General features: G+C 30.7%; 18 protein-coding genes and 1 riboswitch. Of the genes, 13 read left to right on the forward strand and 5 right to left on the reverse strand.

The window, feature by feature from the left end:
- Positions 1 to 119: 119 nt before the first annotated feature.
- Positions 120 to 1,604 (reverse strand): glucose-6-phosphate dehydrogenase, encoded by a 1,485-nt coding sequence (gene zwf, locus NSQ15_RS06290; RefSeq protein WP_017637937.1) that lies wholly within the window; start codon positions 1,602 to 1,604, stop codon positions 120 to 122.
- Between the two features lie 298 nt (positions 1,605 to 1,902).
- Here zwf and rnz point away from each other — a divergent pair, with 298 nt between their 5' ends.
- Complete coding sequence (gene rnz, locus NSQ15_RS06295; RefSeq protein WP_070453823.1) at positions 1,903 to 2,823, forward strand: ribonuclease Z; 921 nt, start codon at positions 1,903 to 1,905, stop codon at positions 2,821 to 2,823.
- A gap of 50 nt (positions 2,824 to 2,873) precedes the next feature.
- Here the strand turns inward: rnz and proC are convergent, their stop codons facing one another.
- Positions 2,874 to 3,686, reverse strand: coding sequence for a pyrroline-5-carboxylate reductase (proC, locus tag NSQ15_RS06300; RefSeq protein WP_029055310.1), 813 nt, complete (start codon positions 3,684 to 3,686; stop codon positions 2,874 to 2,876).
- 105 nt (positions 3,687 to 3,791) lie between these two features.
- Here proC and NSQ15_RS06305 point away from each other — a divergent pair, with 105 nt between their 5' ends.
- The gene (locus tag NSQ15_RS06305) at positions 3,792 to 4,553 is read left to right on the forward strand and encodes an SDR family NAD(P)-dependent oxidoreductase (RefSeq protein WP_070453822.1); all 762 of its coding nucleotides are present in this window, start codon (positions 3,792 to 3,794) and stop codon (positions 4,551 to 4,553) included.
- A gap of 84 nt (positions 4,554 to 4,637) precedes the next feature.
- On the opposite strand, the gene NSQ15_RS06310 is transcribed toward NSQ15_RS06305, so the two are convergent.
- Positions 4,638 to 5,546, reverse strand: coding sequence for an aldo/keto reductase (locus tag NSQ15_RS06310; protein WP_017637941.1), 909 nt, complete (start codon positions 5,544 to 5,546; stop codon positions 4,638 to 4,640).
- Positions 5,547 to 5,628: 82 nt separating this feature from the next.
- On the opposite strand from NSQ15_RS06310, the gene NSQ15_RS06315 reads away from it, so the two are divergent.
- From NSQ15_RS06315 to xerD, 3 genes are all read left to right on the forward strand, one after another.
- Positions 5,629 to 6,171 carry an NUDIX domain-containing protein gene (locus tag NSQ15_RS06315; RefSeq protein ID WP_017637942.1) on the forward strand — a complete coding sequence of 181 codons (543 nt, stop codon included), beginning with the start codon at positions 5,629 to 5,631 and terminating at the stop codon, positions 6,169 to 6,171.
- A 104-nt stretch (positions 6,172 to 6,275) separates the two neighbouring features.
- Positions 6,276 to 6,734 (forward strand): ferric iron uptake transcriptional regulator, encoded by a 459-nt coding sequence (fur, locus tag NSQ15_RS06320; RefSeq protein ID WP_017637943.1) that lies wholly within the window; start codon positions 6,276 to 6,278, stop codon positions 6,732 to 6,734.
- 137 nt (positions 6,735 to 6,871) lie between these two features.
- On the forward strand, positions 6,872 to 7,759 hold the full coding sequence (gene xerD, locus NSQ15_RS06325; RefSeq protein WP_026083518.1) for a site-specific tyrosine recombinase XerD: 888 nt from the start codon (positions 6,872 to 6,874) through the stop codon (positions 7,757 to 7,759).
- A gap of 47 nt (positions 7,760 to 7,806) precedes the next feature.
- Here xerD and NSQ15_RS06330 read toward each other — a convergent pair whose 3' ends face one another.
- The gene (locus NSQ15_RS06330; RefSeq protein ID WP_340747029.1) at positions 7,807 to 8,343 is read right to left on the reverse strand and encodes a DUF309 domain-containing protein; all 537 of its coding nucleotides are present in this window, start codon (positions 8,341 to 8,343) and stop codon (positions 7,807 to 7,809) included.
- A gap of 92 nt (positions 8,344 to 8,435) precedes the next feature.
- On the opposite strand from NSQ15_RS06330, the gene NSQ15_RS06335 reads away from it, so the two are divergent.
- The 6 genes from NSQ15_RS06335 (at position 8,436) to NSQ15_RS06360 (ending at position 14,032) form a co-directional block, all read left to right on the forward strand.
- Positions 8,436 to 9,170 carry a segregation and condensation protein A gene (locus NSQ15_RS06335; RefSeq protein WP_340747030.1) on the forward strand — a complete coding sequence of 245 codons (735 nt, stop codon included), beginning with the start codon at positions 8,436 to 8,438 and terminating at the stop codon, positions 9,168 to 9,170.
- Positions 9,163 to 9,705, forward strand: a complete 543-nt coding sequence (gene scpB / locus NSQ15_RS06340; RefSeq protein WP_070453817.1) for an SMC-Scp complex subunit ScpB — start codon at positions 9,163 to 9,165, stop codon at positions 9,703 to 9,705. The genes NSQ15_RS06335 and scpB overlap by 8 nt, the downstream gene beginning before the upstream one ends.
- The gene (locus NSQ15_RS06345; protein WP_017637948.1) at positions 9,698 to 10,438 is read left to right on the forward strand and encodes a pseudouridine synthase; all 741 of its coding nucleotides are present in this window, start codon (positions 9,698 to 9,700) and stop codon (positions 10,436 to 10,438) included. The genes scpB and NSQ15_RS06345 overlap by 8 nt, the downstream gene beginning before the upstream one ends.
- Before the next feature lie 124 nt (positions 10,439 to 10,562).
- A complete protein-coding gene (locus NSQ15_RS06350; protein WP_017637949.1) occupies positions 10,563 to 11,288 on the forward strand; it encodes a response regulator in 726 nt (241 codons plus the stop codon).
- Positions 11,272 to 13,032 (forward strand): ATP-binding protein, encoded by a 1,761-nt coding sequence (locus tag NSQ15_RS06355; RefSeq protein ID WP_340747031.1) that lies wholly within the window; start codon positions 11,272 to 11,274, stop codon positions 13,030 to 13,032. The genes NSQ15_RS06350 and NSQ15_RS06355 overlap by 17 nt, the downstream gene beginning before the upstream one ends.
- 239 nt (positions 13,033 to 13,271) lie before the next feature.
- Positions 13,272 to 13,422, forward strand: a riboswitch (FMN riboswitch).
- A 61-nt stretch (positions 13,423 to 13,483) separates the two neighbouring features.
- A complete protein-coding gene (locus NSQ15_RS06360) occupies positions 13,484 to 14,032 on the forward strand; it encodes an ECF transporter S component (RefSeq protein ID WP_029055317.1) in 549 nt (182 codons plus the stop codon).
- A 218-nt stretch (positions 14,033 to 14,250) separates the two neighbouring features.
- Here NSQ15_RS06360 and NSQ15_RS06365 read toward each other — a convergent pair whose 3' ends face one another.
- Positions 14,251 to 14,499, reverse strand: a complete 249-nt coding sequence (locus tag NSQ15_RS06365; RefSeq protein WP_017637952.1) for a ferredoxin — start codon at positions 14,497 to 14,499, stop codon at positions 14,251 to 14,253.
- A 111-nt stretch (positions 14,500 to 14,610) separates the two neighbouring features.
- Between NSQ15_RS06365 and NSQ15_RS06370 the strand changes: the two genes are divergently transcribed.
- Together NSQ15_RS06370 and NSQ15_RS06375 are read left to right on the forward strand one after the other, a co-directional pair.
- The gene (locus tag NSQ15_RS06370; protein WP_070453812.1) at positions 14,611 to 15,579 is read left to right on the forward strand and encodes a helix-turn-helix domain-containing protein; all 969 of its coding nucleotides are present in this window, start codon (positions 14,611 to 14,613) and stop codon (positions 15,577 to 15,579) included.
- Positions 15,560 to 16,939 (forward strand): RecQ family ATP-dependent DNA helicase, encoded by a 1,380-nt coding sequence (locus NSQ15_RS06375; RefSeq protein ID WP_070453810.1) that lies wholly within the window; start codon positions 15,560 to 15,562, stop codon positions 16,937 to 16,939. Before NSQ15_RS06370 ends, NSQ15_RS06375 begins: the two co-directional genes overlap by 20 nt.
- Positions 16,940 to 17,019: the final 80 nt, after the last annotated feature.

Raw genomic sequence — 17,019 nt, forward strand, 5'->3', positions numbered from 1 at the left:
AGAAACTGAGATGTTGATGAACTCAACTCACTTGTTTGGAGATAAGATATCAAACATCACAGTTATACTATAATCATTCACTATTTGATTTATTTAGTCACATTTTCAATTTAAACTTTTTATTGAATATCGTCCCACCAATGATTACCATCTCTACTTAGTAGTAAGTCACTTTCTAATGGACCGTTCGTACCAGATTCATAGTTAGGGAATTCTGGTTCCACCATTGACCATTGTTCTTGAATAGCATCAACAAATTTCCAAGTTGATTTAAGTTCTTCCCAATGAGTAAAGTTAGTTGGATCGCCTTTAAGACAATCGAAAAGTAAATTTTCATATGCATCAACTGTATTCATTTTATCTTGTGCACCCATAGCATAAGAAAGTTGTACAGGTTCTGTATCAATGCCTTGAATGTTTTTCTTAGCATTTAAATGTAGTGATACACCTTCATTTGGTTGAATATTAATAACTAATAAGTTTGAATCTAATAATTTGTCAGTTTGATAATATAAGTTCATTGGAACTTCTTTAAATTCTACAACGACTTGAATCGTTTTAGATTTCATGCGTTTACCAGTTCTAATATAGAACGGTACGCCTGCCCATCTAAAGTTGTCGATAGTTAATTTACCAGATACAAATGTAGGTGTAATAGAGTCTTCTGCAACACGATCTTCATCGCGATAAGCTTTAACTTGTTTACCATCAATTACTCCTTCGCCATATTGTCCACGAACGAAATTCTTTCTAACATCTTGTGGACGTAATTGACGCAATGATTTTAATACTTTAACTTTTTCAGCTCGTATATCCTCACTATTCAAACTAATAGGGGCTTCCATAGCTAATAAAGCAACCATTTGTAACATATGGTTTTGAACCATATCTTTTAAAGCGCCACTAGATTCATAATAGCCGCCACGATCTTCTACACCTAAAATTTCTGAAGATGTTACTTGAATATTAGAAATATATTTATTATTCCAAAGAGGCTCAAACATTGCATTAGCAAAGCGTAATACCTCAATATTTTGAACCATATCTTTACCTAAGTAATGGTCTATACGATAAATTTCTTCTTCTTTAAATGAACGACGAATTTGATTGTTTAGTGATTCTGCTGATTTTAAATCACTACCGAATGGTTTTTCAATAACTAAACGTTTGAAACCACTAGTATTAGTTAATCCAGATGATTTTAAATAATCTGAAATGACTCCGAAAAACTGTGGCGCCATAGCAAGATAAAACAGACGATTACCTTTTAAACTGAATTGAGTATCTAATTGATTACTAAACTCTAGTAATGATTGATAACTTTCTTCATCACTCACATCATGTTTATGATAAAACACATGTTCCATGAATTCATCAATTCGTTGTGTTTCTTTAACGTGATTTTGGATTGACGCTTTAACTTGTTCACGGAATGTATCGTTACTAATATCACGACGTCCAATCCCTATAATAGCTATATGTTCATCTAAGTTGTCTTGTTGGAAAAGATGGAAAATGGAAGGGAATAACTTTCTATGACTTAAATCACCAGTTGCTCCGAAAATTGTAATTAAACAAGGTATGTGTTTTTGTTTTGTACTCAAGAATAAAACCTCAATTCTATAAAAGATATATGATTATTATATTATATGATAAAGAAAACTTATGGTCATATAATATGCTTTATTAAAGTTCATAAGCAATTTATCATTTAAATAAATGATAATCGATATCATACATATTTACCAAATTATACGACTCACAAACATGTGTAAAACTATGATATGAAATTAAAACTAATACGTTGTACTCAAATGGAATATTGATAATTATATTTTATTTCTTATTATAAAAATTGTCATTATATATGATAGAATGAATCGAAGAGAGGGAGGTGTGAGCATGGAAGTCACATTTTTCGGTACTAGTGCCGGACTACCAACTAAAGAGAGAAATACGCAAGCAATTGCTTTAAATCTAGAACCCTATTCCAATTCAATTTGGTTGTTTGATGTAGGAGAAGGTACCCAACATCAAATTCTTCATCATTCAATAAAATTAGGTAAAGTTGATCATATTTTTATTACTCATATGCATGGAGATCACATTTTTGGGCTTCCAGGATTACTAACGAGTAGGTCCTTTCAAGGTGGAGAAAATAAACCTCTTACATTAATTGGACCTAAAGGAATACAACAGTATGTAGAAACAACATTATCGTTGTCAGAATCACATCTCAATTATCCAATTACATACATAGAAATCGATGAACGTTTAGATTATCATCATGACGGTTTTACAGTACATGCTGAAATTTTGAATCATGGGATAACGTCATACGGTTATCGATTAGAAACACCTACAACACCTGGAACAATTGACGTAGAATCACTTAAATCAATAGGTCTTGAGCCTGGCCCTAAATATCAAGAAGTTAAAATGAATGATACTTTTGAATTTAATGGGAAGATATACCAATCTGATCAGTTTAAAGGAAATGCTAAATCTGGACCAATTGTTGCTATTTTTGGAGATACCAAGCCATGTCATAACGAACATATCATAGCGAAAGATGCTGATGTTATGGTACATGAGGCAACATACATTGAAGGGGAAAAGACGCTCGCAAATAGCTATCATCATAGTCATATAGATGATGTCTTTGAACTGATGCGCAAAGCAAATGTTAAACAAAGTTTGATAACACATATGAGCAATAGATATACAAAAGAATATATTGATGAAGTTTATAATGAGTTGAAAAATACCACAGACACACCTAAATTTACATTCGTTAATGATTTTGACTCATTCAAAATTTAAATTTAAAACGCCACAGAGACAAATTCTGCGGCGTTTTAGTATATAATAAATTAATCTTCAGTTTTAGATAATTCAACACTGCGATTAACAGCTGCACTTAAACAATCCTCAAAAATAGCTACTAAGTCATATTGAGATAAGGCATCTAAACCAGCTTGTGTTGTACCACCTTTAGAAGTAATATTCTTTCTTAATTGTTCCATACTTAAATCTGAACGTTCAATCATCTTACTCGTACCTATAATTAAATTACGTATAGACTCTTCAACTTGATCTTTTTCCAAACCTAATTCAGTACCTGCTTTAACATATTGTTCAAATACATGATATAAAAATGCAGGTCCGCTTCCAGTTATAGCTGTTACCTGATGTAAATGGTTTTCTGAAACTTCAATAACTGAACCAAATGCGTTAACTAATTCATTAACTTCATCTTTAGATTTAGGACCAAAATTGTTAGAGTAACTTATACCTGTTACAGAATGACCTACTTGGGCATTAGTATTAGGCATAATACGTGCTAAAGGATTATTAGTATTCAATTGTTCTCTAATATAATCTATTGATAATCCAGCCATAATAGAAATAAAACGGTTATTTTCTGTAATTGAATCTTTAATTCTCTCAGCTAAAGCTTCAAAATCATGAGGTTTAGTGCCTAAAAATACGTAATCTGCATCTTTAAGTAATGCTTCATCATCATAACTATAATTGACACCTAATTTGTCAGCAAAATCTTTTAAAGCTTTCTCGTTAGACTTATTAGTTAAATAAATGTCATTAGGATCTAAATTACTAGAGTTTATTATACCTGTAAAAATCGCTTGTGCCATATTACCAGCACCATAAAATACAAGTTTCATATACTTCACATCACCTTCATTTTTATTATAAAATAATGATACTTTAAGAATATAAATATATAGTAACATAAATTATAAACGGTATATACGAAGGAGGGATTAAACATGATAGGACAACATTATATAGTTACAGGAGGAACAAGTGGACTGGGATTAGAAATTGTACATCAACTTATTAAAAGAGGTGCTAAAGTAACAATTCTTGCACGTAATATTGAAAAATTTCAGCAAATCAATTTTGGTTCTCAATCCTATTTAGTTAATGTTTTAAAATGTGATTTACAAAATCAAAATGATATTAGGGCTTTATCAAATAAAATGAAATCTCCAATTCATGGACTAGTGTATAGTTCTGGTTTAGGATACTTTAAATCTTTATCGGATCATACAACCGATGAAATCATAGAAACGTATAATATAAATATCATCAGCTTCAATTTACTTTTTAAAATACTAAAACCTCATCTAGTAGAACACGCACATATTATAGGTATTTCAAGCCAAGCTGCTTTTGTCACACAAGCGCATGCAGCACATTACGGTGCATCTAAAGCTGCTTTTAACCAAATTCTTAATGCTTTACGATTAGAAGAACCACATCTTCATGTGATGACTGTTAACCCAGGTCCAATCGATACACCTTTTCATCAAAAAGCTGATCCGTCATTATCTTATTTTAATCAATATCGCTCAATCATGATTAATTCGAAACAACTAGCTTCTAGAATAGTAGAAGGTATCATTTTAGAGAAAGAAGAAATTAACCAACCATCATGGATGCACAATATGTTAAAACTATATCAATTAGCTCCAAGATTTTTAGAGAAACATTTTTCTTCATTGTTTAAGAATAAAACGAATCACTAAGTAAATAGAATATAATTCATAAAAGAAAAAGAGCCATTAATCAATGTTATATGACATCAATTAATGGCTCAAACTATAATTAATTTATTTTAAATGTTGTGTATACTGTAAGTCTTTCACACGTTCTCTTGCAGCTTTAATTTGATCTAAGCTAACATCTTTATAGTAGTTCTTAACATTTTCTTCTAATTGTTCAACACTACTTGCACCAACAATGATTGAACCTAATGCATCATGAGAAGTTAAGTAATTAAATGAAAGGGCAGTAAGGTTACTTTCAATTTCTTTAATAGATGCAATTGTTTCTCCTAACTCATCATTTGTATAATCGAAAATACCATCAGCAAACTTTTTATCCAATGCATTATTACTATTAGATGTTAGTAATCCTTTAAATACAGGACCTCTAGCTAATACTTTAACTTGCTTTTCGTGAACATCATCTAATAGACTTTCGGGACGATTATCGATTAGATTAAATTGAGACATCAATGTTTCAATTTGACTATGTTTTAAGTAGTAGTCTATAACGTTAGGGCGAATAGAAGATATACCATATGCTCGAATGACACCTTCTTGTTTTAATTCATCAAATGCACTGATTGTCTCATCTAATGGATCGTCTATAGTACCACCATGTAATTGATATAAATCTAAATGATCTAATCCAAGACGTTGTAATGAACCTTTTACGCCTTCTTTAATATGCTTTTTAGATGGGTCCCAAGTGATATTACCATCCTCAGTGAGTCGATTTCCAACTTTTGTACCGATGACAATATCATCTCGGTTTTGATATTGTTTCAATGCTTTGCCAACGATTTCCTCATTTATACCTTGATCATACATATCTGCAGTATCAAAATAAGTAATACCGTTTTCGATTGCACTTTCAATAATAGGTTGGGCATTTTTAAAATCAGTACCTAAACTCATACAACCTAAACCTAACTCAGAAATTTCTAAACCACTTTTCAAAATATTCTTTTGCATGTAGTTTCTCCTTTCGATACACTTTAACTAACGCATTAAGTTTATCAATTTATTAAAACATTTAAAAGGACCGTGATTATAAATGGAATTTAACGAAAAAACGATAGATAGAACTGTGATTTATAATGGTAAAATTATAGATTTAGAAATCCACGATGTTGAATTACCCGATGGACAAACATCTAAACGTGAATTGATTTATCATAACGGCGCAGTTGCAATATGTGCAGTTACTCCTGAAAATGAAGTATTACTTGTAAAACAATTTAGAAAACCAGTAGAAAAACCACTACTTGAAATACCTGCGGGTAAATTGGAAAAAGATGAAGAACGTGAAGAAGCAGCAAAAAGAGAACTTGAAGAAGAAACAGGATACATTGCTAAAGATTTACAGTATGTTACTGATATGTATGGTTCTCCTGGCTTTTCTAATGAGAAATTAACGATTTATTTTGCTGATAATTTAGAAGTAGGCGAAATGAATCTAGATGACGATGAATTCGTTGAAGTTCATAAATTCTCAATTGAAGAAGTGAGAAAAGCCTTGCAAAACGCTGAAATTGAAGATGCGAAAACAATTATCGCACTTCAGCATCTATTATTAAATTATAATCATTCTAAATAATAAAGGAATATCCTTGCGTTTTATTGAGAATACTGGTAATTTATATTGTGAATCATACTTTAGATTAAAATGATTATAATTCTTAGTAGAGGAGTGAGGCTTCCGTGGAAGAACGATTAAATCGCGTGAAGCAACAATTACAACAGTCTTCATATAAATTAACTCCACAACGTGAGGCTACTGTAAGAGTTCTAATAGAAAATGAGAAAGACCATTTAAGTGCCGAAGATGTATATTTAAAAGTTAAAGATAAATCTCCAGAAATAGGTTTAGCAACTGTATATCGTACCTTAGAATTATTAGCAGAATTAAAAGTTTTAGATAAAATCAATTTTGGTGATGGGGTTGCACGTTTTGATCTACGTAAAGAGGGCGCTAAACATTTCCATCACCATTTAGTTTGTATGGAATGCGGTAAAGTAGAAGAAATTGAAGAAGACCTATTACCAGAAGTTGAAAATCGTGTTGAAAAAGAATTTAACTTCAAAATTTTAGATCACCGCTTAACTTTCCACGGTGTATGTTCAGATTGCCAAGCTAAAAAGCAATCCGAACAGAAATAATAAAGATTATTCTCACTATAGTTAATTACACAGCCAATAATACAATCATATTGCATTGTTAACTGAGAAAGTCTTTATATCTCTAATGGTGAAGTAATTTAATTAAGAAGCCACCGCTTCAAAAGAGGTGCTTTATGATAGATACAATCATAGAAGAGTATTTAAAATTTATACAAATTGAAAAAGGATTAAGCGTAAATACAATTGGTGCTTATCGAAGAGATTTAAATAAATACAAAGAGTTTTTAGAACTACAAAAAATAGCGAATATTGACTTTGTAGACCGACAAATAATTCAAGAATGCTTAGGTTATTTAATAGATCAAGGTCAATCTTCAAAATCTATTGCACGTTTCATCTCAACAATACGCAGTTTTCACCAATTTGCATTACGCGAAAAATATGCTGCAAAAGATCCTACAGTATTAATCGAAACGCCCAAATATGAGAAAAAATTACCAGACGTATTAGAAGTCGACGAAGTTATTCAATTATTAAATGCACCAGATTTAAATAAAAATAATGGCTACCGTGATCGCACAATGTTAGAACTACTTTATGCAACTGGTATGCGGGTATCTGAAGTGATACAAATTGAAATTGAAGACGTTAATTTAATGATGGGCTTTGTAAGAGTATTTGGTAAAGGTGATAAAGAGCGTATTGTTCCTTTAGGTGATACAGTTATAGATTATTTAACGACTTATATCGAAACAGTTAGACCTCAATTATTAAAACAAACTGTAACGAATGTTTTATTTTTAAATATGCATGGGAAACCATTATCAAGACAAGGTATTTGGAAAATGATTAAACAAAATGGTCTTAAAGCTAATATCAACAAAACATTAACACCACATACACTAAGACATTCATTTGCTACTCATTTACTTGAAAATGGTGCTGATTTACGTGCAGTACAAGAGATGCTAGGACATTCAGATATTTCAACAACTCAGTTATATACACATGTATCAAAATCTCAAGTCAGAAAAATATATAATCAATATCATCCTAGAGCATAGTTATTATATTATAAAAGGCCAGTAATAATAGGGTAAATACACCTATATTACTGGTCTTTCTTATTATCAATATCTTTTATTTTATAATGTCTTTCTACTAATGCCGCTTGTCTAGCTAATTCTACTTCGCTACGGTCTCTCAACAAATGATGATGAACAATGTTTTCATTTTTTACAGGTGTGGACATAAAGTAATAATCTGGAAATGTTAATTCTAATTGATTTAACATTTGAATATTTATTGGTAACTGGATAGGTATAAATGGTAATTGTTGTTCAACTCTATCTATTTGCATTTCAAGCAATTGAATATACATGGCAATGTCTAAATGAAGTGTCATTTGATCTTTTCGTGAAGCATGAGTAATCACTTGCTTTGCTTTATTAAAAGATTTTATTGCGCCTTTGAAATTACGTCTTCTATAGTGATAGCATGCTGTTGCACATAAGATTAAACTTACAACAGCATCTTGTTTACTGTAATCATTATTTTCTTTCCACGCTTCTTCCAAAATATCATGGCATAAAAAATAATGTTGATTTTTATGAAACTGATAGTAAAACTGAATTAATGCTTGTTCCATCTGATTTTCACCTTAATTTTAAAAGTTATATAAATTCATGCTATAATATTTTAGTGAAATATGCACATAAGTTGCAATATGAGGTAGATACTATGTATGAAGTAAAACTGGACGCATTTAATGGTCCTCTAGATTTGTTATTACATTTAATTCAAAAATTTGAAATAGATATTTATGATATACCTATGAAATCTTTAACAGAACAATACATGCAGTATGTTCACGCTATGAATCAATTAGAAATTAACGTTGCTAGCGAATACTTGGTTATGGCTTCTGAATTATTAATGATAAAAAGTAAATTATTATTACCACAATCAGAAGAAAATTTAGACTTAGATGAAGACCCTCGTGAAGATTTAGTAGGTAGGTTAATTGAATACCAAAATTATAAAGAATACACTGAAATTCTAAATGACATGAAAGCAGAACGTGATTATTATTATTATACAAAACATCCAACTGATTTATCACATTTGGAAACAGATGAATCATGGGATCCATCTAATACAATTGACTTAACCGAATTAATAGTCGCTTATCAACGTGTTAAAAATCGTGTTGAAATTAATAAACCTCATTCAGTAGAAATCAGAAAAGAAACATTTACAATTCAACAAGCTACACATCAAGTAACTGATAGATTAAAGAACAATGCATCATTTAATTTCTTTAGTCTATTTACATTTACAGAACCAATCGAACAAGTGGTCACACACTTTTTAGCAATTTTAGAAATGTCTAAATCAGGTATCATTAATATTGAACAACACCATAATTTTGATGATATTAACATTTTAAGAGGAGTGAATTACAGCGTTGAATAAGCACGGCATATTAGAAGCTTTGTTATATACCTCTGGTGATGAAGGACTAGAAGTTAAACAGTTGCTCGAAATATTAGAAGTAAATGAAGATGAATTAAAAAAGTTAATCGAAACTTATGAGTCAAATGGTCTCATCATTCAACAATTTGGAACAACTTGTGTTCTTACTACTAAGAAAGAAGCGGCAAATTATATCGAAGCACTCATAGAGCAGAAGTCTAAAATGAAATTATCTCAAGCAGCGATGGAAACTTTATCTATCATTGCTTATAATCAACCACTAACTAGAAGCGATATTGAAATGATTAGAGGTATCAATTCTGACGGCGCTGTTAAAACACTTATTGCAAGAGGTCTAGTTGAAGCAAAAGAAGTCCAAAATTCACGTAGTCAACAATTAATTACAACAGATCTATTTTTAAATGTATTTGGTATAGAAAAATTAGAAGATTTACCAACCACTCAAGAAGATGACGAAGAAATGGACGCATTCTTTAGTAACTTGGTAAATCAAAAAGGAGATACAAATGAGTAAAGAATTAGAAAGATTACAAAAAAGAATTGCAAGTAGTGGTTATACGTCACGCCGTAAAGCAGAAACACTAATTACAGATGGCAAGGTTAAAGTAAACGGTCAAGTAGTTACTGAATTAGGAACTAAAGTTTCAAGTTCTGACACTGTAGAAGTTGAAGGAATTAAATTAGAACAAGAAGATAAACTTTATATTTTATTTAATAAACCAGCTCAAGTTATTACGAGTGTATCTGACGATCGTGGTCGTAAAGTTGTTACTGATTACTTTAAAGATATCGAAACACGTATATACCCAGTTGGTAGATTAGATTACGATACATCAGGTGTATTATTGTTAACTAATGATGGTGAATTTACTAATTTAATGACACACCCTAGATACCATATTAAAAAGAAATATGTAGCTAAACTTAAAGGTTATTTGATGCGTGAAGAAGTGAAAGCTTTAGAAAAAGGTATTGAACTTGAAGATGGGTTTACACAACCAGCTCAAGTTAAAGTTAAAAATCAAGATAAAGACAAGAATACTACATTAGTGGAAATAACAATAAGTGAAGGTAGAAATAGACAAGTACGTCGTATGTTTGAACATTTCGGCCATCAAGTTAGTAAATTAACTCGTATCCAGTTTGGACCGTTAGATTTAAAAGGGTTAAATGCTGGTGAAGGGCGAGTACTTACACCACATGAAGTTAAAACTATTAGACATTTAGCTGAAAATGGTAATGTATAAGATAGTAGAGATTAATGTTTGAGATTTTTTTCACAAAGTTATTTTAAATACTAACTTAAATATTATTTCATATGCTATAATAACAAATGAAATGAACAGCATGTGTGGGAGGTAAATTAGTATTATGACGAATGAAATACTTATCGTTGACGACGAAGACAGAATCAGAAGATTACTAAAGCTTTATTTAGAAAGAGAATCTTTTGAAACACATGAAGCAAGTAATGGTAAAGAAGCTTTACAACTTGCAATGGAAAATGATTATGCGTGCATTCTTCTAGATTTAATGTTACCGGAATTGGACGGTATCGAAGTAGCCACTCAATTACGTGAGCATAAAGATACTCCTATCATAATGCTTACTGCTAAAGGTGAAGAAACAAATCGTGTTGAAGGATTTGAGTCAGGTGCCGACGACTATATTGTAAAACCATTCTCACCAAGAGAAGTGGTATTAAGAGTCAAAGCGTTATTAAGAAGAACACAATCAACAACACCTGAGAAAAGTGAACCTCATGCAAGAGATGTAATTGAATTTAATCATTTAATTATAGATAACGATGCACATAGAGTATTAGCTGATAATGAACAGGTAAATTTAACGCCAAAAGAATACGAACTTTTAATTTATTTAGCAAAAACACCTAACAAAGTTTTTGAAAGAGAACAATTATTAAAAGAAGTTTGGCATTATGAATTCTATGGCGATTTGCGTACAGTAGATACGCATGTTAAAAGATTGAGAGAAAAACTTAACAAAGTATCAAGTGACGCAGCTCATATGATACAAACGGTTTGGGGAGTCGGCTACAAATTTGAGGTTAATGCTAACGATGAACCGGCTAAATAGTGTAGTAATAAAACTGTGGTTAACTATAATCTTTATAGTAACGACAGTTTTAATTTTATTAAGTGCCGCGTTCATTACGTTTATTCAATATTATTATACTCAAGAAGCTGAAGACTCAATTAAAGAAGACGCCAAACGAATTAGTCATTTAGTAGAAAGCTCTCAAAATCAAAATATAGCCATTAAAAATAGTCAAACGCTAATAGATAATCCAGGTGGTTTAATTATTATGAAAAATAATAACACTGCCTATCAACAAACAACGTCATCATCAAAGCAATCCATGCTTAAAGAAATTAAAAATAATAAAGAATTTAATAATGTATTTGAACATGGTGAACCATTAGCACGTAATGTCACTATTAATGAAAAGGGGAAATCCCATCCTTATATACTTGTTGGTTATCCAATGAAAGCTCAAGATGGTAGTGATTCAAACTATAGTGGTGTATTCATTTTTAAAGATTTAAAATCTATTGAGGATACAAATAATGCGATTACTATCATTATATTAATAACAGCAATTATATTCTTAGCGGTGAGTACTGTTTTTGCATTTTTCTTATCATCACGAATCACAAAACCTTTACGTCAACTTAGAAATCAAGCTCAAAAAGTATCGCAAGGTGATTATTCACAAATTACATCTGTTACTACAAAAGACGAAATTGGTGAATTGTCTCGTGCATTTAATAACATGAGTTTTGAAATTCAAGAGCATGTTGAAGCATTATCAACATCTAAGAATATACGTGATAGTTTAATTAATTCAATGGTTGAAGGTGTAATAGGTATTAATGAGCAAAAAGAAATCATTATATCTAATAAAATGGCAGACCAAGTCTTCCATAACTTAGATGAATGTGCCGTTGAATCAATAGAACAACAAATTGAACAAACCTTTAATACAAAAGAAACACAATTCCAAGAATTGGAAGCTAATACAAGATACTACGTCGTTATTATGAGCTATATTGATAGAATCCAAAATGATGGAAGAAGCGGTATTGTAGCGATTATTCGTGATATGACAAATGAACATAATTTAGATCAAATGAAAAAAGATTTCATAGCTAATGTATCTCACGAATTACGTACTCCAATAGCGCTATTACAAGGATATACTGAATCTATTGTAGATGGTATAGTGACAGAACCTGACGAGATTCATGAATCCTTAGCTATTGTTCTAGATGAATCTAAACGATTAAATCGATTAGTAAACGAATTATTAAATGTTGCACGTATGGATGCAGAAGGCTTATCAGTAGAAAAAGAAATACAACCTATTTCAGATTTATTAAATAAGATGAATATGAAATACCGCCAACAAGCTACTGATTTAGAATTAAACATGTATTTCGATGTGAACAATGATAATTTATGGAGCTATGATATGGATAGAATGGATCAAGTGTTAACTAACTTGATAGATAATGCGTCAAGATATACTCAACCTGGCGACACTATATCAGTTACTACAGATGAAAATGACAATCAAGATATTTTACGCATTCAAGATACAGGTACTGGTATAGCTCCGGAACATTTACAACAAGTATTTGACCGCTTTTATAAAGTAGATGCCTCAAGAAAAAGAGGCAAACAAGGTACTGGTTTAGGACTATTTATATGTAAAATGATCATTGAGGAGCATGGTGGTTCTATTGAAGTAGAAAGCCAACTAGGAGAAGGTACTACATTTATTATTAAATTACCTAAAATTGATCAGTCCAAAATGTAATTAACAAGCTAAAAGCACTAAGGTGATTAACATGAAATCATCTTAGTGCTTTTTTGAATGCGATATTAAAAATGTATAACTTGGATTTTAAACTTAAATTACTAATATAAACTATTAGAAATCCATATCAATCTATTTAGTGTCACTATTAGGAATGAGACCAACACTCTAACGAGCAAACGCATTGTGCATTACAGAGTTATCATGTATGATATATTTAAATAAAAAAATAATATTCAATTCATCTTCGGGGTCGGGTGTAATTCCCAACCGGCAGTAAATAAAGCCTGCGACGCTAGAAGAACACTATGTATAAATATATGCGTTTTTCTTGCTTGATTCAGTGAGATTCTGAAGCCGACAGTATAGTCTGGATGGGAGAAGATGGAGGTTTTTTGTTGTGCAAATTTCCTCCTTTTCTAGCAAGATGAATGAAAGGAGAAAATTTAATATGCAACAAAACCAAAACAGACGTTTAATTACAATAAGTATGTTAAGTGCAGTGGCATTTGTATTAACTTTCATTAAATTTCCATTGCCATTTTTACCACCATACTTAACTTTAGATTTTAGTGATGTACCTACATTGCTAGCTACATTTTTATTAGGACCAGTGGCAGGGATAATTGTAGCTTTTATTAAGAACTTACTTAACTTTTTCTTTAACATGGGAGATCCAGTTGGGCCAGTTGCCAACTTCCTTGCAATTACAAGTTTCCTATTAACTGCTTACTATATTTATAAAAATAAACGTAGTAATCAATCTTTAACAATGGGACTTATTGTCGGTACAATTGTTATGACAATCGTGTTAAGTATCTTAAATTATTTCGTTTTACTACCACTTTACGGTATGATATTTAACTTAACAGACATTGTCCATAACCTAAAAGTAATTATCGTATCTGGTGTTATTCCTTTCAATATTATTAAAGGAATTGTTATCTCACTGATATTCTTCTTCATATATAACAGAGTTAAAAATAATATACATTTATAATATAAAAATATAGGGCAGTATTAATGTGCTGACTCCCAAAGGAACAGTACTAGTTGAAGACTAAATAAATTCTTACAGATTTATCTGTATAGAATTATAGGCTGAAACTGTACCTTGGAAAAATATGTACATATAAAGCTGCCTGCAAAGTCAATAACTTTGTCGACTATTTAAAAAATCTCCCTTCACAAAATGTGATAGGGAGATTTAAATATTTATTATTCAAATTTAAGCGCGTCACCATCGAACGGCTCTTCTTCAATTTTAATAGAGTCAGTAGGACAACCTTCTAGTGCATCTTCCATATCTTCATATAACTCTTCAGGCACTTCTGCAGTACCTTGGTTATCATCAAGGATTACGTATGCTATACCTTCGTCATCATAATCATAGATATCTGGAGCTGCTGCACCACATGCACCACATGCAATACAAGTATCCATATCAACGATTGTATATTTAGCCAATTTCATTCGCCTCCTTTGAAAAAAATGCTACACTAGTAATTACAATACTACTATTGTAGACATCGATAGTCTAATTTTCAATATATTCGTTTTATAGAGTGAGGGTTCATTTTGTATCAAATTATCAAACATGCTTATCAACATGCATTCAACTACAAAACAAATAAAAGTATATATAATATTTTGATGGGAAAGAAATCTCATCAAACATTTTTCGACGCTTGTAGTCAACAACTTTTGTCATTATATCATAGTTTCCCCCGATTAAAATATCCGTCTTTTGAGCGATATTTAAATGAACTAGATAATTATGATGCTTTATACGAAATTAAAATGCATCCTAGATTTACTTATGACAGTCTTATTAAGACATTTAATTGTATACAGTTACTTATTCAAACAGTTTCCCAAAGTCAACATCAAGCATATAAATTTGTCCCTGTTGCTCAACAAACTTACATACAACAACGTGTTAAAGATATATACAAACTAATCAGAGAACAGCAGCTAGAAACACAAGTTTATAACGAAATTCATCAACTATTTGATAAATTAGCAAGTAAAAATGCCCATATTTATTTGCATTATTATTTACAAGGCTATGAAGAGCCTATGTATACTAGACAACAAGTAAGTTTAATAGAATCCATAAGCCAAGAAGAATTATTTGAATTGGAAATGAATCAATTAGTAGACCTGATGTATGAACTCGAAAATAATAACGATTATCCCATACTACATCAGACAATTATTTTACCTACATTACTAAACAAAACAAAAATGACATACAGACAACTACAACAAGGTCAATCACCCCAAGAAATTGCAACTATTCAAAACGTCAAAATTAACACTATAGAAGACCACTTATTAGAATTATTTATCAAAGGATATATGCACGATTATGAAACATTTATTGATTTATCGGAAAAAGACATTTTTATAAATTACTATAGCTCAAATTTAGGATTGAAACTTCGAGAATATAAACAACAATTCTCTGAACTATCATACTTTCAAATTAAATTGATGATTGTTGGTATAGAAAGAGGTGACATAGTTGCTACAAGAGAAACTTAAACAATGGTTCGGATTTGATTCATTTAAACCCGGACAAGAAGAAATAATAACTAGTGTTTTAAATCAACAACATACACTTGGCATATTGCCAACAGGCAGCGGTAAAAGCTTATGTTATCAGCTACCTACATATATTTTAGAAAAACCTACACTTGTTATTTCACCTCTAATTTCATTAATGGATGATCAAGTTATGCAAATGAAATTAAATGGAGAACATGCCGTTAGTTGTATACACTCAGGTATGGATGAAAATGAAAAACGACAAAATTTTAAAAAGATTAATCAAAGTAAATTTATATATCTCAGTCCGGAATTTATTTTACAAACTCAAAACTTCAAACTGATTGCAAATATTGATTTTGGTTTAATCGTTCTCGATGAAGCCCATTGTTTATCAGAGTGGGGCTATGATTTCAGACCACATTATGCTCTAATTGGAAAAATCACTTCTCATTTTAAATCATCAACAATTTTAGCTTTAACAGCCACAGCACCACCACATTTAGAAAATGATTTAAAAGAGATATTAAATGTTAATCTTCATACAGTTAAAACAAGTATGAACCGTCTAAACATCTCTTTAAGACATATGAACTTTGCATCTGACGAAGAAAAAATAAATTGGCTTTTACCACAACTTACGTCTACCGGACCCACAATCATATATGTGTCATCTAAAAAAATGTGCTTAACTTTAGCTAATCTAATATATGATTCTGGTTTTTTAACTGGTATTTATCACGGAGATTTAAGTTATCAAGAGAGACATACTGTTCAACAACAATTTTTAAATAATGATATACCAGTTATTGTCGCAACAAGCGCATTTGGCATGGGTATAAATAAAAAAGACATAAGAACAGTGATCCATTTCCATTTATCTTCAAGTCCATCTAATTATTTACAAGAAATTGGACGAGCGGGTCGAGATGGTCGTCAAAGCCAAGCTATAAGTCTATATCAACCTGACGATGCATATATATTAGAAACTATTTTATTTGCAGATAGAATTACGCCCGAAGATATTAATCAATTTGAATTAGGTCAATTTATACCTCCGGAGAAAAAAACTATTTTGTCCATATTGTACAATCAATATACTATTGCTAAACTTCATTATATTTTTGATCAATCTTATAAACGAAAGAAATTAGGATATAGTCGAATGTTAGGTTATAAACAATTAGATCAATGTCGTCGTAAATATTTATTAGAATTTTTTAATGAACAACCAGAAATCCCAAATCAATGTTGTGATAATGATACAGAACTATCTGAAATTAAAGTCATTAACCGTAAAAAGGTAAAACGTAAGCTAAATTATAAAGAAAAGCTTCAAAATTTATTAGAGCTATAGATTTCATTTTGCTTAACGAAATATTCAAGCTATAATTAATCTATGAACAATTCTTTAATACCTTTAAAAATTCTTGATTA

It is taken from the genome of Staphylococcus sp. FSL W8-0774, assembly GCF_038006785.1.
GTDB classification, from domain to species: domain Bacteria; phylum Bacillota; class Bacilli; order Staphylococcales; family Staphylococcaceae; genus Staphylococcus; species Staphylococcus pasteuri.